Annotated in this window: 14 protein-coding genes; 6 read left to right on the top strand and 8 right to left on the bottom strand. The window is 42.5% G+C overall.

The window, feature by feature from the left end:
• Positions 1–5 precede the first annotated feature (5 nt).
• From ACRWQL_RS12170 to ACRWQL_RS12160, 3 genes are all read right to left on the bottom strand, one after another.
• Positions 6–1,484: a protein adenylyltransferase SelO gene (locus ACRWQL_RS12170; protein WP_434950210.1), complete on the bottom strand. Its 1,479-nt coding sequence runs from the start codon at positions 1,482–1,484 to the stop codon at positions 6–8.
• A 61-nt stretch (positions 1,485–1,545) separates the two neighbouring features.
• On the bottom strand, positions 1,546–1,881 hold the full coding sequence (locus tag ACRWQL_RS12165) for a hypothetical protein (protein WP_434939305.1): 336 nt from the start codon (positions 1,879–1,881) through the stop codon (positions 1,546–1,548).
• Positions 1,882–2,102: 221 nt separating this feature from the next.
• Complete coding sequence (locus ACRWQL_RS12160; RefSeq protein WP_434950208.1) at positions 2,103–2,906, bottom strand: hypothetical protein; 804 nt, start codon at positions 2,904–2,906, stop codon at positions 2,103–2,105.
• Between the two features lie 321 nt (positions 2,907–3,227).
• Here ACRWQL_RS12160 and ACRWQL_RS12155 point away from each other — a divergent pair, with 321 nt between their 5' ends.
• From ACRWQL_RS12155 to ACRWQL_RS12140, 4 genes are all read left to right on the top strand, one after another.
• Positions 3,228–3,614 (top strand): nitrous oxide-stimulated promoter family protein, encoded by a 387-nt coding sequence (locus ACRWQL_RS12155; protein ID WP_434939307.1) that lies wholly within the window; start codon positions 3,228–3,230, stop codon positions 3,612–3,614.
• 69 nt (positions 3,615–3,683) lie between these two features.
• Positions 3,684–4,592, top strand: a complete 909-nt coding sequence (locus tag ACRWQL_RS12150; RefSeq protein ID WP_434939308.1) for a hypothetical protein — start codon at positions 3,684–3,686, stop codon at positions 4,590–4,592.
• A 9-nt stretch (positions 4,593–4,601) separates the two neighbouring features.
• Positions 4,602–6,665 (top strand): prolyl oligopeptidase family serine peptidase, encoded by a 2,064-nt coding sequence (locus ACRWQL_RS12145; protein WP_434950206.1) that lies wholly within the window; start codon positions 4,602–4,604, stop codon positions 6,663–6,665.
• Positions 6,666–6,803: 138 nt separating this feature from the next.
• Positions 6,804–7,382, top strand: coding sequence for a YSC84-related protein (locus tag ACRWQL_RS12140; RefSeq protein WP_434939310.1), 579 nt, complete (start codon positions 6,804–6,806; stop codon positions 7,380–7,382).
• Positions 7,383–7,982: 600 nt separating this feature from the next.
• On the opposite strand, the gene ACRWQL_RS12135 is transcribed toward ACRWQL_RS12140, so the two are convergent.
• The 5 genes from ACRWQL_RS12135 to ACRWQL_RS12115 form a co-directional block, all read right to left on the bottom strand.
• Entirely contained in the window at positions 7,983–8,348 is a 366-nt protein-coding gene (locus ACRWQL_RS12135; protein ID WP_434950205.1) for a hypothetical protein, read from the bottom strand.
• Between the two features lie 74 nt (positions 8,349–8,422).
• Positions 8,423–8,941, bottom strand: coding sequence for a hypothetical protein (locus ACRWQL_RS12130; RefSeq protein WP_434950203.1), 519 nt, complete (start codon positions 8,939–8,941; stop codon positions 8,423–8,425).
• 569 nt (positions 8,942–9,510) lie between these two features.
• A complete protein-coding gene (locus ACRWQL_RS12125) occupies positions 9,511–10,104 on the bottom strand; it encodes a hypothetical protein (RefSeq protein WP_434950201.1) in 594 nt (197 codons plus the stop codon).
• Positions 10,105–10,309: 205 nt separating this feature from the next.
• Positions 10,310–12,637 carry a YgiQ family radical SAM protein gene (locus ACRWQL_RS12120; protein WP_434950199.1) on the bottom strand — a complete coding sequence of 776 codons (2,328 nt, stop codon included), beginning with the start codon at positions 12,635–12,637 and terminating at the stop codon, positions 10,310–10,312.
• A 208-nt stretch (positions 12,638–12,845) separates the two neighbouring features.
• On the bottom strand, positions 12,846–13,241 hold the full coding sequence (locus ACRWQL_RS12115; RefSeq protein ID WP_434927395.1) for an MAPEG family protein: 396 nt from the start codon (positions 13,239–13,241) through the stop codon (positions 12,846–12,848).
• Positions 13,242–13,428: 187 nt separating this feature from the next.
• On the opposite strand from ACRWQL_RS12115, the gene ACRWQL_RS12110 reads away from it, so the two are divergent.
• Entirely contained in the window at positions 13,429–14,649 is a 1,221-nt protein-coding gene (locus tag ACRWQL_RS12110; RefSeq protein ID WP_434927396.1) for a threonine/serine ThrE exporter family protein, read from the top strand.
• Between the two features lie 312 nt (positions 14,650–14,961).
• On the top strand, positions 14,962–16,635 hold the full coding sequence (locus ACRWQL_RS12105) for a hypothetical protein (RefSeq protein ID WP_434950197.1): 1,674 nt from the start codon (positions 14,962–14,964) through the stop codon (positions 16,633–16,635).
• Positions 16,636–16,737: the final 102 nt, after the last annotated feature.

The raw sequence follows: 16,737 nt of genomic DNA, 5'->3' as shown, positions 1-16,737 counted from the left end.
CTCAATTAACTACTGCACGACATAATTAAGCCCTGTCCCCATTCGGGTGGACGTTTAGCAAAGTCTGCCATTTCTGGTTGCTCGGCAAAGGGCTGACGTAATAACTGATGTAATTGCGCTAGCTTAGTGTTATCACCATTTTCTTCAATGGCAATAATGGCTTCTTGGGCTAGGTAGTTACGCAAAATATACTTTGGATTAGCGGCGTTTCTCGCCTGCTGCCAATTGGCCACATCATCCACTTTACCAACACGTTGTTGGTAAGCTGCAAACCATTGATCAAACTTAGCTAAATCAACCATATCATCACGTAAACTTGCATGTTGACTGTTTAAGTCTAACTCACCAAAGCGACGTAAACTGTTAGTGTAATCTAATTGATTGGCTTCAAGTAAAGAGGTGAACTTATCCACTAGCTGTAAGTCTTGTTGTTGCTGCTCAGTTTTGTCGGAATCACTTGACTCCTGAGTGAACTCAAATATAGGTAAGCCTAATTTATTGCCCATCAGTAATAAATAATGATCGATTAAATGGCGCTGGTATTGATTCAATGCCTGGACTAAATCATCAGACGCTATCAGCGGTGTCAGTGCCTGGGCAAGCCGTTGTAAATTCCAGAAACACACACCTGGTTGTTGACCAAATGCATAACGACCTTCATGGTCAGAATGATTACAGACAAAATCTTCTTTGAAGGTATCTAAAAATGAAAAGGGGCCAAAATCGAAACTGTCGCCTAAAATCGACATATTGTCGGTGTTGAGAACACCATGGGCAAAACCAACACTTTGCCAATGGGCAACCATTTTAGCGGTCGCGGCAACCACCTCACTAAACCACTGCACATAGCCGGCGTTGTCTGTCGATAAGTGGGGGAAATGCTGCTTAATGGTAAAGTCCACCAGCTGTGTTAGCTTGGTGTTATCGCCTTTTCCGGTATAACTGAAATACTCAAAATGTCCAAAGCGAATATGGGTTTTAGCCAGTCGCACTGTGATTGCAGCGGTTTCTTGCCCTTCGCGCCACACTGGTAAATCAGAGCCAATAACAGCTAAAGCACGTGATGTCGGCACATTCAATGCCGCTAAAGATTCAGACACAAGAAACTCTCGCACCGCTGATCGCATTACCGCACGGCCATCACCCATGCGTGAATAAGGTGTTGGCCCGCCGCCTTTTAATGCCACGTCCCAGGCATGATCAGGGCCAATAGCTTCACCTAAAATAATCGAGCGCCCGTCACCGAGTTGCGACGTGTAACCACCAAATTGATGGCCACTATACACTTGAGCATAATAAGTGGCGCCTTCTGCTGCATGATTTGCCGAAAGTTGCATCAATAATTCATCATTGGGTTTATCTAAACCAATTAATGCGGCGGCGTCATCGCTCCACCCTAACCAATGCGGGTTAGAAATCGCTTGCGGATATACCTGACTATAAAAACCTTCTAATTGTTCAAAAAAATCCTGCTTAAAGCGCATGATGAAACCCTTATTACAATCTCTGTTAACAACAATTGCTGCACATGACAATGGTGCCTAACTACAACTGCTTCAAAAAGTCTTTGTCACTAACAGATTGCTGACAATCTACTTGATTATCATCTAACGTTTGGCATTGTTGACCACAAATAAAATCAACATTTTCTGTCATCGATATGCCTTGAATACGCAGCAGACCTGAACCTTTCGCTTGGCATTGCTCAAGCGTGTCGTAATAACCATTAATAACATCATGCTTTAAGGTAAGATCGGTTTTATCGGTGGCATCCGCAAAATAAAATAACGTCCATTCAGGGGTTCGAATACAGCCACTAAGTAAAAACATACTGAGCATAAGCGTTAACGCGATAAGTTTATTCAGTAGATTGACGGTCATATAAATCCCTAGGGTCACTTTATGGAGTAAATTAATCAGTGAAGTGATTGAATCCATAATGATAATGAAAATGCATAAAAAAAGCGGACTGATGTCCGCTTTTTACTTCAGTGAGCAACATGATACTCGAAATTACCAGAGTCTGTTTGCCTTTTGCGAACTGGCCGCAAAAGCTCAAGCCAACTTTGTGCACCACTTTAACCACAGCGGTTTTATTGCGGCTAAGTTTTTAATTTGGCTTTCTCAATGCGCACTAGTCGCCCTTCAAAACCCGTTATGGTGCCATCTGATAATTGATGCGTAAGTGCATGCTGACAAATTGATATGGCTTGGTCAAACTGACCTACATCATTAAGCAATGTTGCTAAATGCAAATGGCCTGCGGCTTTCTCATCAACAAATTGTGACTTATTCTGCTGATATAGTTTATCAAATAACCCCAAATAGTCCTGTTGCAACTTAGCACCATACTGACAGTAATCGGCTTGTTTACGCATTTTATAACTATGCCCTATGACATTGGTTATTGCGTCAAATTGCCCCTGTTTACCCTCGGTATTATTAGCTAGGTCAACTAACTGTTTAAATGTATCACTTGCCCAGGCTCCAGTTTTAGGCAACAAAAGCCCTTTAACTGGTTCTGGCTCTGGCTCTGGCTCTGGCTCTGGCTCTGGCTCTGGCTCTGGCTCTGGCTCTGGCTCTGGCTCTGGCTCTGGCTCTGGCTCTGGCTCTGGCTCTGGCTCTGGCTCTGGCTCTGGCTCTGGCTCTGGCTCTGGCTCTGGCTCTGGCTCTGGCTCTGGCTCTGGCTCTGGCTCTGGCAGCGAATCAACCACCTCCACCACTGTAAGGTCAACTGCTTTCGATTCGACTATGTCGGCCTCATCAAGCGCACTAATTTCAGCTTCAGTACGGTTCAACGGCTTTGATGATTCATTCTCAGATGTTTCTTGTTGCGCTGTCGCCTTGGCACGATTAAATAAATACACCCCAATCGCCACAAGAATAATGACTATGATCACTTTCATTCAATATCACCCTGTTTAAACGCGCTTAACCGCGTGTAGTTGTTGTGCTCGCTACAATATGGCTGATGCCTACCGAAAAACAACGCTGTTTTTTTGAGCACACAGTGTTATTAATAATCTAATCACTACCAACAAATCAAGTATTTAAGCGATTTAACTGTAACAAAGCGTTGAGTTTGTGCTGAACAACGCACTTTTTGTGATTAGCCAGGCAATTTTGCCATTTATTTGCCACATGTCACGGCTTGCACTTGTAGACTTGTGTCACCTTATTGAGCGCCCTACACTGTCAATAGTTGAGCAAAACACTAAGGTATAGCGATGGCCGTTTCTGAGTTACTGTTAGGCAAGTTACTGTATGAATTTCGCACCATGGCCGCGATGGTCGAGATATACTGTAAAGCACATCACCCTTTAAAACCAAGCGAAGGGGTCTGCCAGTCTTGTAGCGACTTTTTAGCGTATGCAGAAATCCGCCTTGACCGCTGCCCATATGGTCAAGCTAAGCCCACCTGCAATAAATGCCCGGTGCATTGTTACAAGCCTCATATGAAACAAAAAGCACGTGAAATAATGATATTTGCCGGCCCTAGAATGTTAATCCCACATCCAATAATGGCAATCAAACATTTACTGGCTGAACGCAAGCCTGTGCCAGGCAAACCACCTGAAGGTGTTAGTAATCGCCATCAACGAAAATTGGGTTAATCAACTGAGGTTTATTTCCCCCTATGGGATGTTTTGGGGTAACATTCACTTTCAACTCTGAGAGTGATAATGACAGACTATCAAACTTTTTTTATCCAGGCCTATTGGTGGCTATCTTTACTAGGCGGTGTTCATTGCTTAGGGGTAGCGTTGTTTATTCGTTATAGTTATCAAGGTCAAACAACGGATAACCAATCACTTGCGGGTATCTTAGGGTTAATTGGGTTCTATTTTCTTACCGGATTATTCACTCAAGAGTCCAGCCCAATACCCATCCACCTATTGCTGACACTGTGTTACCCGATTTATTTTCTATTGATGCCTTTGCTGTATATTTACAGTAAACAAAGTTTACATGGCGATAATTACCAGGCTAATTTTTTCAAACATTTTATGGCTGCAATGTTAGCGGCGTTACTAACCTGCTCGGCGATATTTTTTGGCTTAGGCATTAATCTACAAGCCAGTAATACGGCAATACATTCGCTAGCAGAATTAAGCCATATCAATGCTTTTGTGCTTATTCTGCCGGGTTTGATGATAATTCAAACTGCTTTTTATTTTACAATGATTTATCGCCTGTTGCGGCAAACAAACCAACAAAACCACAACAGCAACAACGGCGACCCATTACTCAATGACATACGCCTTCGTTGGATTACTATATTGGCTCTTGGCATGCTAATAAATTGGTTAGTGCGGTTAACTATTGTCTATTTACCTTTTTACTCAGGCAGTATGGTTTCTATTTTACCCCAAGCCATAACCCGATTAAGTTTATTAGTAACTATGTATATTCTGGCCTTTTATGGCTTGCATCAAGTCACTCGCACCGCCTACTTCAGCCGCCGCGCGATACAATCAGATTCAAACAATACAGTGAATAACCAACAAGTTTTAGATGCTGATGAACTCAGTTATCTGCAAGATGTCATCGCTGACGATGGTACCGATAAACACAAAGACTCGACAACTTAAAGGAATACCATGCGTATTTATTCTTACATCAGCATGATGGCAATAATGCTTTCAAGCCCTTTGGCTATTGATGCACAGGCTGCACCCGCAACCACTCCTCGTACTCACGCCATTACCATTGATGATTTTTTCGACATTGGTCAAATGCAAGATGTGGCGATTAGCCCTAATGCCAAACAAGCCGTTTGGTTGGAAAGCCGTTGGGACGAAGCGTTAGATAAAGCCCAATCTGATCTATGGCTGATTAACACCCAAGATAAAAAAAGCCAACGCCTAACCTTTACCCATGACAATGAATCAAGCCCAGTATGGAGCCATGATGGCGAGTTTATTTACTTTATCTCTGCCGATAAAAAAGACAATGCAAAAGCCCCGTTTAACGGCAAAAACCAAGTTTTTCGCATCACATTAGCTAACCTAGCTATTCAGCCTATGACCAAAGAAGAATTGGGGGTCAACGCATTCCAATTAAGTGCTGACAGTAAATCTCTTTATTTTTTAGCCAATAAAGAATCTACAGATACTGATCAATGGGCAGAGATGCGCGCCAATTATTCTGCGCCTAAGTATGCCCATGGTAAACGCGACACTAATCCATTGAAGGTGCTTGATCTCACTAACTTCAAACAGAAAACAGTGCTAGATGATGACAAAGTGGTTTGGCAGTTCAATGTTAATGACAGCGGCAGTAAAATCGCCCGTATTACCACCAGCGACAAAGAACTGGTTTATTATGAAGGTTGGTCTAACATTGAAATTTTTGATGTTAAAACAGCCAGTAATAAAGTCATAGATGATAAACAATGGCGCCAACAAGCACCTTCGCCTTATGGTTGGTTATTGGGTTTAGATTGGCATCAAGATAACCAGCAACTGGCTTTTAGAATCGATTTTGATGGTTATCCTGGCAAATTATTTGTGGTCAATACCCAAGCAAATACGCCAACCATTGAGCTTAAGCCAATAGGCAAAACTACCTTTCAAGGTGGCGATATTCAATGGCGCCCCAAAAGTAATGAGTTATGTTATCTCGGCGCACAATCGGCCCGCACGCAATTATTCTGCAGCCAAATAAACCAAGGAAAAGTAGGCGATACACGTAGCGTGTTAGCTGGTGATACTGTAGTAGGCAGCTACAGTTTTGGCGCATCAGGTAAACAAGTGGTATTTAGCCATAATAGCTTGACCCATTTTCATGACTTATTTATCGCCGACGCCGACTATAAACGCAGCCAATTTAAACGCTTAACCAATATCAATCCGCAAGTCGATAGCTGGCAGTTACCGCAAATATCAGTAGTCACCTGGAAAGCCCCCGATGGGGCAACTGTTGAAGGTATTTTAGAACTGCCCTACGGTTATAAAAAATCCCAGGGTAAATTACCTTTAGTGGTGCAAATTCATGGCGGCCCTACCGCTGCCACATCTTATTCATTGCAGCATCGCTCATATGGGCGTGCAACATTTCCAGCTAGCGGTTGGGCACTGCTATCGCCTAACTATCGCGGCTCTACAGGCTATGGCGATAAGTTTTTAACCGATCTTGTCGGTAAAGAGCATCAAATCGAGGTGGCTGATATTATGGCCGGTGTCGATAAGTTAATTATTGATGGCATTGTCGATGGCGAGAAAATGGCGGTAATGGGCTGGAGTAATGGCGGCTACCTGACTAATGCGTTAATCAGTACCACTAATCGCTTTAAAGCAGCTAGTTCAGGTGCTGGTGTGTTCGACCAGCGCTTGCAATGGATGCAAGAAGACACTCCAGGTCATGTGATTAACTTTATGCAAGGACTGCCTTGGGCGCAGCCAGACGCTTATGATAAAGCCTCATCTTTAACCTATGCCAATAACATTAACACCCCTACACTTATTCATATCGGCGAACATGACCAACGTGTTCCGGTTGGCCATGCACAAGGGCTTTATCGCAGTTTAAAACACTACTTAAATGTCCCGGTAGAGATGATTGTTTATCCTGGCGAGGGGCACGGACTTAACCTTTATCAGCACCGCAAAGCCAAAATGGAGTGGGACAAAAAGTGGTTTGAATATTATGTGCTGGATAAATAATAAGTCGATAAAGCGGGTAAATGGTTAAAATAAGAGTAGCTTGGCTTAATTAATATTCATTTTTCACGGTATTGAGTATGCTCAGTATGATAGCTTACTCATATTATTACGACACAAATGCACCCTATTGAGGTATTTATGACACGTTTACTCACCCTGTTCAGTGCAACTATGGTTAGCTTATCTTTGTTATTAAGCCCTGTAAGTTATGCTGATGAATCAAGTTATACCGATGCGATTACTAATTTCAAAAAAGCGACTGAAACCCAAGCATTTTTTAATACCGCATATGGTTACGCGCTTTTCCCCACGGTAGGAAAAGGTGGCATTGGTATCGGCGCTGCCTATGGTAAAGGCCGCGTTTATAAAGGTGGCATGCACACTGGCGACTCAAGTTTAACGCAAATATCGATTGGTTTTCAGCTAGGTGGCCAAGCCTATAGCGAAATCATCTTCTTCAAAAATGCCCAAGCCTATAATGACTTCACCAGTGGCAGTTTTGAGTTTAGCGCCCAAGCCTCTGCGGTAGCAATTAACGTCGGTGCCAGCGCTCAAGTCGGTACTACAGGTAATTCAGCAGGCGCAGGACAAGCTGGCAGTAACCATGCAGCAAATGCGGTTTACATTAATAATATGGCTATCTTCACCGCAGCAAAAGGTGGCTTAATGTACGAAGCCGCATTAGCGGGGCAGTCGTTCACTTTTGACGCTAAGTAACTCAAGTTAAACTGCGATGATTTAGTTTCATCCAGTGAGTTTTACCCAATAAAAATGGCTACCTGAGGTAGCCATTTTTTGTTTGTTTATTTACCAATTTTATGTACAGCTATAATCCAATGAATGAGTTAAAAATAACACCGTAACCTGCGGGAAATAACTAGAAGCAGAATGGCACTAAATTATCTGCGATAAATGTTTACCCTGACTCGACAATACCTTAATTCACGTTTGGTTGATTCACTTAGCCCAATACTTCATTGGTACTTATTGCCTGCCGCAGGCCTTAGTGCAGATAATCCAGCGAGACGCCGCAAGCACCTCCATGTGGGCTTAACAAAAACGTCCCTGTTTTTGATACTCGCTGGCTCATCTGCACCTGAATTTTTGTTTCTTCGATTTAGTTTCATTGATGGCTATGGGAAAGCTATACCAAACAAGATAAAAGATAATGGGTTAACTTATCTTTTACACTGACCCGACTAAATTCCTGACCCGACTAAATTCGACTAAATTACAAACCGCTGGGTAGTCAGGTCGCAAACCTATGATCCCTATTGAAGGTCATACTCTTTGGCATCAGTAGTTTCAGCTTATGAGTTACAAAGGATCGTGGTAGTAGGTTTGCGACGCTTCAATCCAGGCTACCGGCTCAATATCTTGTCGATAAACTTGCCAATCATCGCCACCAAAGGTGCGCCGTACTTCGCTAAGCCAGGCCAGCACTATGCCTTCAAAACTGATGGCATCAAATATCCAATCATCCGAGTTACTAGCGATTGGGTACTTGATGTAACCTGAGAACGCGGTATTTTCAAGTTGAAAACAGATTGATTCCGCAGCACTATCAAAAACAAGACCTTGATATTCTTTGTTATTATTATATTTTAGCGTTAACTCTTGTAAGGCTACTCGTTGAGTTTCACTGAGAGTTAACTCAGCGCTGAACCTTAATGCGACAGACATTTTGCCTCCTTATTTCATCAGAGCCGCTGCATTATTAATTAGGCAGCAGTAATCATTTATGTGTTCACAACCTACTAGTTCCAGGTCACTTTAGTGCCGGGAGGCAAAGGTGGCATTGCCTGGCAAACATCGTTAAAGATGGCAAATAACTCGGTTAATGCTTGAGTTAGCTGGGTCTCGTTATAGCACCAGACTGAATTATTAGGTGAATGCTGATAATTCTCTGTGGTTTCCCCCCGAAGATAACGCACCATATGGGCCAGCTCTGGCATATAAGTTCCACGCCAATTCCCATCTAAATAGGTGCCAATTGTAAACCTTACCCATTGCAGCATAATTATGGTCACACTCATATGCGGATGAGCGAATTTTTTATGGTTGAGGCGAAAGTAGCCACCTTCAGATTTAACATAGCGTATAGGCAGACCAAAGCTGTCCACTATGGCTATCTTTCCCGGCAAAGACACCATAGGCGCGTTGTCATCGGGATCTTGAGGGTACTTGTCGACTAGCGCTTGGTAACGTTCTGGCAGACGCGCCGCCTCGCAGGCTGCCAACAAGGTGGTAGTGACTCGATTAATTTCATATTCCATGACTTAGCTCCACGAATTTATTGCAACTCATTTTATTGCATCTACTTTTATTACACTTATTTGTGGCGACTAACTTAGGCCCAGCTTAGTAACAGCAATGCTCACTTAAACTGGGCCGGATGACTTAAGGTTTTGTCCAATCAGCTGCTGGCTCAGGTTTAAAGCTAATGTTAAGTTGATTGGCGCATCATTATTGAATGGCTTCTTCTTCCCTAAATGGCGTGCTCGATGATTGTTTCGAGCTAAGCCTACCCTGTCCTTAAGTGGCTATACTTTAATCTGATTTGTGGGTTTAATTCAAGATTTTTGTCACACTTACAACTTAAATTTATTATTAAAAATAGATACTTGTATAGATATAAACCTATTAGGCTAAATCGAAGAGAGAAAATGGCGAAGTGTAGATGCCGCTGAGGGTATCGAAAACAGGGATGTTTTCGTTAAGCGGCCATGGATGGCGTACAGCGTCCCGAAGAAGTATCTGCACATAGGCTTCTGCGGCTAGCAATTGACTACCTTGCCGCAGAAGCATTTATACGTTAAGCCTTGCGTATGCTTTCAGCAAAAACTTACTTATGCCCCCATGGCGTTGGCGGTAATCCGACGGGTTTGGTCAAGTCAAAGTCGACTCTAAAGTTACGTTCTTCGCGAGTTAGGCGGTAAGTAAAGGTGTTTGGCTCTATGTACATGTGCCATACATTGGTCACTGACTGATCTAGGCCGTTTTGTTTAAAGTTGGCAATGGACTCAGCATCAACCGGAAAAGATTGTTGGGTAACCGTGCCAGAATCTGCGGTATCGCCACCGTACATAGTGACTTTATCTTCTGTGCCATCCTTGTGGCGGTGATCATGCTTTAAGCGTAAACCGGTTTCAGTTTTAGTGATCACCCAAGTACGAGAATGGTCATCACCAACATGAAATGGCACTTTTAATTCTGTGTCGCTACATTCGCGTACATGCATCACCAGTTTTTTACCGCTAAAGCCATCATCAGCACTGCTACCTGCGGTCACTACACCTTCAAATGCTTTGCCACAGTGGGCGGATAAGGCATCAAAATATTGATTTTGAATGTCATCTGCCGCAAGGCTTGCAACGGAAAAAAGTGCTGTCGCAAGTAATGATAAAGATAAGGCTGATTTGATAGGAGTTGTTGTCATTATTATGCCTAATAGGTATGGGTAAGATTGGCAACCATAGCAGTTTTTTTTGAATTGAACCTGAATAAATGCACCAAAAGGAAGTCGTTTGAATAATTGAGCCGAGCCCCCAATTTAGCTAATAAAAAAGCCGTACAGTTTAACTGTACGGCTTTGATGAATCAAACAAACCTAACTAACCTCAGCTCGGGATAATAAATGCATCTTAGCGTGTATGCTTTGACGGTGTTGCCCAACCATTACTTTTGCCACCCGCTTTGCTGGCATTAGGTTTACTAGCATTAGCTTTGCCTGAACCCGCTTTATTTGCACCAGCTTTAGCTTGCCCGCCTGCCGCTTTGGGCTTTTTATCTGCTTTGGTGTCGCCCTTGCGATCATCAAATTGATTTGATGAAAAACGGGTCATGGCTTTTTGGCCATCTTGCTTACCATCGGCTTTGGCAGACGACTTAGCAGGCTTTTGGCCCCACTTAAGTTTTGTTTGCTCATTGCGGGTTTCCGGTGGCACTAAACAGCTTGGGCTATTGCCAATAAGCGATTCTTTACCCATGGCTATCAAGGCTTCACGGATCATCGGCCAGCCTGCAGGGTCATGATAACGTAATAAGAATTTATGTAATTTACGCTGACGACCTTTTTTAGGTACTGTCACTATCTCACTGGTGTGCTTCACATTTTTAAGTGAGTTTAACTCAGTGTGATAAATTGTGGTCGCATTGGCCATAGGTGAAGGATAAAAATTTTGCACCTGATCTAACTTAAATTTTTGACCTTTAAGCCATAACGCCAAGTTGACCATGTCTTCATCGGTAGTGCCTGGGTGCGCAGAAATAAAGTAAGGGATTAAAAACTGTTCTTTACCTGCCTCTTTAGAGAACTTGTCGAACAATTCTTTAAACTTATCATAGGTGCCCATACCCGGCTTCATCATTTTGCTTAATGGGCCATCTTCGGTATGTTCAGGGGCAATTTTTAAATAGCCGCCCACATGATGCTTAGCTAACTCTCTAATATAATCAGGGTTTTCAATCGCTAAATCGTAACGAACCCCAGATGCAATCAATACCTTTTTAATACCCGGCACTTCACGCGCCGCTTTATACAAGTCGATGGTGTGTTTATGATCTGTGCCTAAATGGCCACATATTGATGGGTAAACACAGGATAAACGGCGACAGGTTTTTTCGGCTTTCTCGCTAGTACAACCTAAGCGATACATGTTAGCTGTTGGGCCGCCTAAGTCAGAAATAACCCCGGTAAAGCCCGGCACTTTTTCTTGAATATCTTTAATTTCTTTAATGATCGACTCTTGCGAGCGACTTTGAATAATTCGCCCTTCATGCTCGGTAATCGAACAGAATGAACAACCACCAAAACAACCACGCATGATATTAATTGAGGTTTTAATCATGTCATAAGCAGGGATTTTTTCCTTGCCGTACACAGGGTGCGGAATGCGCTGGTATGGTAAATCAAATACCGCATCCATTTCATCGGTATTTAACGGCCAAGCTGGTGGGTTAACCCACACACCACGATTGGCATCGTGTGGCTGGAATAACGCACGGGCACAACCTGGATTTTGCTCCTGGTGTAAAATACGTGATGCGTGGGCGTATAAATACTTATCACTTGCTACCTTGTCATAGGCTGGCAGTAATACGTAAGTTTTATCCCAAGGTTTCGGTTTAGGCGGTTGTACGCTGATCGCTTTAGGCGCATCGTTGTCAAAAATTTTGTTATCGGTTGGCCCAGATAGTTTGGCGCAGCCAACGTCATCAGCTCCATAGGGATTGGGTATAGGTTCAATTTTATGCAGTTGATCAATTTTGCGTGAATCCATGCCGCGCCAGCCAGGCATAGCTTCTTTGCGCATGACTGCTGTGCCACGCACATCATCAATATCGCCAATAGCTTCACCACTGGCAATACGACGGGCAACTTCCATTAAAGGACGCTCGGCATTGCCGTAAATTAAAATGTCAGCTTTAGCATCAAAAATCACGCTGCGACGGACTTTGTCTGACCAATAATCATAATGAGCAATACGGCGTAAACTCGCTTCGATACCGCCTATTACTACAGGTATTTCTTTAAATGCTTCTTTACAACGCTGGGCATAAACCGTCACGGCGCGATCAGGGCGTTTACCACCAATATCTCCGGCGGTGTAAGCATCATCGTGACGTAATTTACGGTCAGCGGTGTACCGGTTGATCATCGAATCCATGTTGCCAGCGGTGACACCAAAAAATAAGTTTGGTCGACCCAGCTGCATAAAGTCTTCTTTGCTTGACCAGTCGGGTTGAGAAATGATCCCCACCCGATAACCTTGAGCCTCTAACATGCGGCCAATAACGGCCATGCCGAAGCTAGGATGGTCGACGTAGGCGTCACCAGTCACAATGATAATGTCACAGCTATCCCAACCCAGCTTATTCATTTCTTTGCGGGACATAGGTAAAAATGGCGCCGCACCAAAGCTTTCGGCCCAAAATTTGGGATAACTAAATAATGTAGACTCAACTTGCATGTGTATGACCTAAAATTGGAAAAATACGCCAAAGAAGCGGACGCGGAGTATAGCAGTTGGCAAGGGGGAAGTGTGACTAAAAAAACAGCAAAGGTGAAATAATTTTATGTTTTCACCAGAGCTTAGAACCCTATAAAATAAGTGGAAATAGAAAAATTCCACTTATTTCTGTATGTTATTACTGATAACTTGAAAAGTGGCTGGTTTATTAAAAACCGATAAAGAAACCAATATTAGCTATCACTAAACCTAAGGTGATTATCCAAGTGGTTAATACTCCCCAGAAGCGGCCAAAATGATAACCGCCTTTTCCTTGGGTTAATCCTATGGCGTGTAGTAAACGCGCCACAATCCAAGCGGTACCAAAACAGTGAAGCAAATAAACAGGCATGCCATTTGCTTCTGCCACCCCAAGTAAAATTAATACCAGTGGCGCATTTTCTAATAAATTGCCATGCACTCGCATTGCTAACGATAAGTCTTTATTACCGCCATCACCAATACCAATAGCATGTAAACGTCGTAATTTAACAATGCGATAAGCAAGTGCGAGCACCAATAATCCGGTCAAACTCGCATATAAACCTGTTACCAATAAAGCCATTTTTTGCTCCTGTCTATTTTTGTAACACTATCATAACCATAAATGAGTAAACTATCACCTTGATAAAAACCAGCTAAAATTTTAACGGCTGGTATTGAAGGCAAATAGTTTATCGATTAATAACGACGGATCGGTTACTATTCGCTGCATTATTAACCCAAGATTAATTAAGAGTGACTGACGGCCAGTGGATAATCAAGACTTTATCGAAAAACGTAGATTTATCATTAAATTAGGTAAAGCATTACACAAGTTTGGTACGCCAGCTTATCGCCTTGAATCCCATTTGCAGACGGTATCCCACACCCTTGGTATTGAAGGTTATTTTCTTATATCTCCCACGTCTATGACGTTTGTTTTACAACATGATACAGAACAAGAATACAACCATGTTGCCCGCGTAAAACCTGGTGATTTAGATTTAGGCTCACTGGCGCGTACCTTTGAATTAGTTGAAGAATTAAGTTCTGGCCAACGCACATTGCAAGAAGCGCTTGACCGCTTAGAAGAAATTGCCAACAAACCCAACCCTTATGGCCACAAGCTTACTTTATTAGCCTTTGGTTCAAGTGCGGGTGCTTTTGCCATGTTAATGGGTACGGGTTGGCATGATGTGTTTTGGTCTGCCCTGCTGGGGCTAATTGTATACAGTTTAGTGTTTTGGGCTGAGCGCTCTAAACGTGTTGCCGAAATGCTAGAACCTTTGGCCGCCGTTGTTGTGGCTATCCTGGCCTGCGGTATTGCGCAATTTGATGCCAGCATTAATTTACCTGTGACTATTTTATCGGGGATCATCATCTTTGTCCCCGGTTTAGCACTGACTTTAGGGTTAGCTGAGTTAGCGGCGCGCGATTTAATATCAGGCACGGCACGCATAATGGATGCCGTTATGCAGTTGTTTAAACTGTATTTTGGCGCCGTACTTGGGATGACAATCGGTAAAGCCATTTTTGGCGAAGCGATTTACATTGATCCTGAACCACTGCCTCGTTGGGCCATTTGGTCCGCGGTACCCATGCTATCTATGTCACTGGTGATTATATTTAAAGCCCGCCTAAAAGATTCACCATGGGGTGTTTTTGCCGGTATTGTGGCCTTTTTCTCAGCCATGTTAGGCGGCATTTATTTAGGCGAATCCATCGGTATTTTTGTAGGCGCTCTGGCGGTAGGTATTTACTCCAATTTGTATGCACGTTGGATGAAAGCGCCTGCCTCTATCGCGCTGTTGCAAGGCATCGTTATTTTGGTGCCCGGCAGTAAAACGTATATCGGCCTTAATGCGTTGATTTCTGGTGAAACAATGTTGAATCAGGCACACCTGGGGTCGCAAATATTTTTAATCTTTATGTCGCTTATTGCAGGGCTTATTTTTGCTAACGTGATAGTGCCGCCTAGACGATCTTTATAGGCTGTCGTCATACTCAGATAAATACTGCAGGCTGCTATTTTTCGGCCTGCTTAATTTTTTTCGCTACATAATAGTATTTTACCTACTGACTCATTAACCATTCTAGCGACCCATTTATAGCTAATTCTGTCTGTTTAGTTTTTTTAATAACCAATATCAAAAACAATACCAATCAAATACGGTAAACACTTGACTCTATACCAATTCAGGTGTGTTATTAAACATGCTGACAACAAAAACAAAACACCAGCAAAATGTTAACGATCATTTTAGTAACAATTAGTCTAAAGATAATAATTAAAGGACATCTCGATGCCAAAAACCTGTTTAGTGTTACTGAGTATCGCGTGTGCAACCTTGCCATTTTCAGCTTTTACAGCAGATATTAATACAAATAATACACCCTTAACCCCGCCACCTGAAACGGCCTCCCTAGCTGAAAAAGAAACCCCAAATTCCACCGTTAAAGTCAGTAAAATAGTGGTTCAAAGTAATCCAATTTTTGATGAATCTGACCCCGAATCATTCTTTATCCACCGCTGGGCTAACTATCTGCATATCAATACGACTGACTCAACCATCATAGATAATTTAAGTTTTGAAGTGGGTGATGATATTAGCCAAAAAGATATTGAAGAAGCACAACGTCTTTTGCGATCTGAATCTTATATTCGTGACGCTAAAATTACCGTTACCCAAAAGGCGCCAGACGCCGATAATACGACCGACCAAACCATGCTGGTTGAAACATGGGATAACTGGTCCTTATTACCGACTGTGAGTTTAAGCAAAAATGGCGGCGGCACTAAGTACTCTTTTGGTATTAAAGAGGATAACTTACTCGGTTTAGGTATTAATACCCGGGTGAAATATCAAGCTAGCGATGACAGAACCGGCTATAAATTTGCCTTTAGCGCACCGGTAAAAGCAATCAAACATGCCATTGTTGCCGCAGATTTTTATGATAATAGTGATGGTCAAGCCACAGCATTGGCTTTTTACAAACCCTTTTATGCTTTAGATACTAAGCACATGTATGGCACATCTTGGGTACAAGATGAGCGAACAGACATCATTAGACAAAATGGTGTCGACGTGAACGAATTTAAACATAATGTCGAGTTTGCTAACCTAACCTATGGTTGGTTGTTAACCCGTGATCAGGATCAACTTAGCCGGGTGACTTTTGGTTTAACTCAAGATAGCAATAAATTTGAAAATCTTGAAACGTATCCGCTAAGCGAACTACCCGTTGATCGTGACTTTATCTACCCCTGGATAGGCTATGAATACCTACAGGATGATTTTACTGTTCTTAATAATATTCACCTTATCGGCAATAACGAAGACTTTAATTTAGGTTGGCACCATTCGGCTAAGCTTGGCTTTGAAACCAATGATCTTGCCGATAACGCTAATTTAGGATATCACTTAAATATTCTCAGCAGCAGAGGATGGCAGTCAGATAACCATTTATTTTTAATCAAACTGCAGGGCGAGGCTGATTTAGCCACCAGCCAGGATGATTTTTATAATGTTTCGTTAGCGTCTGAATATTTTTATAACATTACAGATAAATGGACCGCTTACACCAAAGCAGTCGTTGCAACATCAAAAAATAACTACCTTGACCGAACATTCGCCTTAGGGGATGAGACCGGTATTAGAGGCTACCCTAATGATTATCAACACGGTGATAATCAGTGGGTGTTGACCGCTGAATTAAGAAATTATCCTAATATCAATTTATATCAACTTGCCGATTTGGGCTGGGCTTTATTTACCGATGTTGGTCAGGCATTTGGTGGCACAGATGCATTTAATGAAGTAAATGATCCTATAGGCAGTATTGGTATTGGCGCTCGAATTTATTCATCTAAATCAAGTTACGGTAATATTGCCCACATTGATATTGCCAAGCCGTTTACGAATGGACAAGACGTGAACAGCTGGGAGTTTCGATTCCAAATTAAAGACCACTTTTAACTCGATAACACGTTTGATGCTAAGCCTAGCATCGAGCACAAATGTCTCGCGAATGTAAATATTGTGAAAATAATCTGAAAACGTAAATGATAACTAATATCA

This window comes from Shewanella sp. HL-SH4 (assembly GCF_051164845.1).
GTDB classification, from domain to species: Bacteria; Pseudomonadota; Gammaproteobacteria; order Enterobacterales; family Shewanellaceae; genus Shewanella; species Shewanella glacialimarina.
Note: the sequence above shows the minus strand (reverse complement) of the source record. Positions and strands in the feature narration are given on the sequence as shown.